The organism is Aeromonas sobria, from assembly GCF_050266975.1.
Classification (GTDB): Bacteria; Pseudomonadota; Gammaproteobacteria; order Enterobacterales; family Aeromonadaceae; genus Aeromonas; species Aeromonas sobria_B.
On record NZ_JBKISU010000067.1, the window covers coordinates 1 to 2,438 of the forward strand.

At 56.6% G+C, this 2,438-nt stretch carries 3 protein-coding genes; all 3 read left to right on the forward strand.

Annotated elements, in window-relative coordinates; translation table 11 throughout:
• Positions 1-85: 85 nt before the first annotated feature.
• Genes tnpA through ACLHZ1_RS20390 form a run of 3 tightly spaced genes read left to right on the forward strand, consistent with a single transcriptional unit; the run spans position 86 to position 2,418 of the window.
• Positions 86-388, forward strand: a complete 303-nt coding sequence (tnpA, locus tag ACLHZ1_RS20380) for an IS66 family insertion sequence element accessory protein TnpA (protein WP_005325174.1) — start codon at positions 86-88, stop codon at positions 386-388.
• Complete coding sequence (gene tnpB, locus ACLHZ1_RS20385; protein WP_427263512.1) at positions 388-753, forward strand: IS66 family insertion sequence element accessory protein TnpB; 366 nt, start codon at positions 388-390, stop codon at positions 751-753. The genes tnpA and tnpB overlap by 1 nt, the downstream gene beginning before the upstream one ends.
• 48 nt (positions 754-801) lie before the next feature.
• Entirely contained in the window at positions 802-2,418 is a 1,617-nt protein-coding gene (locus tag ACLHZ1_RS20390) for an IS66-like element ISAeme5 family transposase (protein WP_427263513.1), read from the forward strand.
• The last annotated feature ends 20 nt before the right edge of the window (positions 2,419-2,438 follow it).

The following is a 2,438-nucleotide window of genomic DNA, read 5'->3' on the forward strand; positions in this document are numbered from 1 at the left end:
GTAAGCGCCCTTGAATCGGCATCTTTTTTTCCCAAAATCAGCTCGTCACACTTGAAATCCATTACCTCTTCGCTGGATTTTCACTATGACCACTCAAGAACGTGCTGATTTTTGGCAGCAGCAGATCACTGCCTGGCTTGACTCCGGCCTCTCCGGCCACGCCTTTTGCAAAAGCCAGGCACTGGTCTATCACCAGTTTGCTTACTGGCGTAAAAAGCTCGAACAGCCTGTAGACTCGGACTCTCTTCCTGGCTTTGTCAGAGTAGCCATGCCTGCTCCTGTCGGGACCGAAGTCGGCTTGACGCTCACCTTACCCAACGGGATCACTCTCTCCGGGTTACATCCGGGCAATATCGATTTGCTCGGCGCTATCATGAGGCAGTTGTAATGCGCCCTCGTTACTTGCGTCCGGCACTGACCATGCCGCAGATCTACCTCTATCGGGCTCCTATCGATTTTCGTAAACAGGCCCACGGCCTGGCGGCGCTGGTCGAGCAGCAACTGGGGCACAACCCGTTCACCGGTGCCCTCTATGCCTTTACCAATCGCCGCCGCAACAAGATCAAGTGTCTGATGTGGGAGGACAACGGCTTTGTGCTCTATTACAAGGCGCTGGCCGAGGAGAAATTCAAGTGGCCATCGTCTGCCGATGAGCTACTCTCCCTCTCTTCCGAGCAGATAAACTGGTTGCTCGATGGCTACGATATCTCCTTGATGCAGGGCCATAAAACACTGCATTATGAGGCGCTTTAATACCGCCAACCTCGTGCTTTACCGCCTTGTTTTTGTTATAATTTCCCCATGAAAATGACGCTGAAAAACCTCACCCCATCACCTGATCTCAGTGGCCTTAGCGCCGCTGAGTTGTTGGCGGTTATTGCGGGTTTTCAGCAACAGTTGGCGTTAAAAGAAGAGGCTATCCAGCGGCGTGACGCCCATATCCTGTTACTCGAAGAGCTGCTGCGTCTGCGCAGGATCCAGCGCTTTGCCGCCAGCAGCGAGAAACTCCATCAGCTCCAGCTCTTTGATGAGGCAGAGCTGGAAGCGGACATGGACGCCCTGCTGGCCCAGTTACCCGATGACCTGCCGCAAACTGCCGAAGCAAAGGCCAAGCCGCGTCAACGTGGCTTCTCCGCCTCACTGCTGCGCGAGCGCATCGAACTCACCCTCAGCGATGAGCAGAAAGCCGGGGCCAGCAAGGTGTTCTTTACCAAGGTCAAAGAGGAGTTGCAGTTCATTCCGGCTCAACTCAAGGTGCTGGAGATCTGGCAAGAAAAGGCGGTGTTCGAGCGTGATGGCGAAGAGGTGATCCTCGCGGCCAACCGCCCCGTACACCCGCTGGGCAAATGTATCGCCACGCCGTCATTGCTGAGCTACATCATTACCTCTAAGTATGCCGATGGCCTGCCACTGTACCGTCTGGAGCAGATGTTCAAGCGCCTAGGGCAGGAGGTGAGCCGCACCAGCATGGCCCACTGGATCATCCGGCTGGATGAGGTGTTCCAGCCATTGATGAACCTGCTGCGCGAGGAGCAGAACCACGCGACGTACCTGCAAGCCGACGAGACGCGGATCCAGGTGCTCAAAGAAGAGGGAAAAACTGCGCAATCGGACAAATGGATGTGGGTGACCCGCGGTGGTCCGCCGGGCCGCTCCTCTGTGCTATTTGCCTACGATCCGTCGCGCGCCGGAAGCGTTCCTGTGCGTCTGCTGGAGGGCTTTAGTGGCATACTGCAGGCCGATGGTTATTCCGGCTATAGCCAGGTGTGCAAAGAGAGCGGCCTGACACGGATTGGCTGCTGGGATCATGCTCGGCGCAAATTCATCGAAGCGACCCGAGCTGCACCTAAGGGTAAAGACAAAGGTAAGAGCAAAGCCAGTACTGGCCTGGCCGATGTAGCATTGGGGTACATAGGTAAACTCTATGCCATCGAGCGGGAGCAGAAGGAGCGCAGTGATGCCGAGCGTTATCAGGCACGGCAGACACGTAGCATGCCCCTGTTGGCGGAGCTCAAAACCTGGCTGGACAATAACGTCGGCAAGGTGATGAAAGGCTCGCTGACTCGACAGGCGATGGAATACACGCTGGGGCAATGGCCCCATCTGGTGGGTTACTGCGTGCGGGGAGATCTGCACATCAGCAATATCCTGGCGGAGAACGCAATCCGCCCGTTCGCCGTGGGGCGCAAGGCCTGGTTGTTCGCCGACAGCGCGCAAGGCGCCAAGGCCAGCGCGACCTGCTACTCGTTGCTGGAGACAGCCAAAGCCAATGACCTGGAGCCATCAGCGTATATCAACTATGTGCTGGCGCAGATCGGCGAGGCCGATAGCCTGGAAAAACTCGAAGCCCTGCTACCCTGGAACGTCCCGCTGGAGCCCATTGCAAAAAAAGTGGCGCAATACAACGAAGGCAAGTAGGTCGATTTAGCGGCGCTTAC

Coding starts and splice junctions, on each gene's coding strand:
- tnpA (WP_005325174.1), top strand. CDS start 86: ATGACCACTCAAGAACGTGCTGATTTTTGGCAGCAGCAGATCACTGCC.
- ACLHZ1_RS20390 (WP_427263513.1), top strand. CDS start 802: ATGAAAATGACGCTGAAAAACCTCACCCCATCACCTGATCTCAGTGGC.
- tnpB (WP_427263512.1), top strand. CDS start 388: ATGCGCCCTCGTTACTTGCGTCCGGCACTGACCATGCCGCAGATCTAC.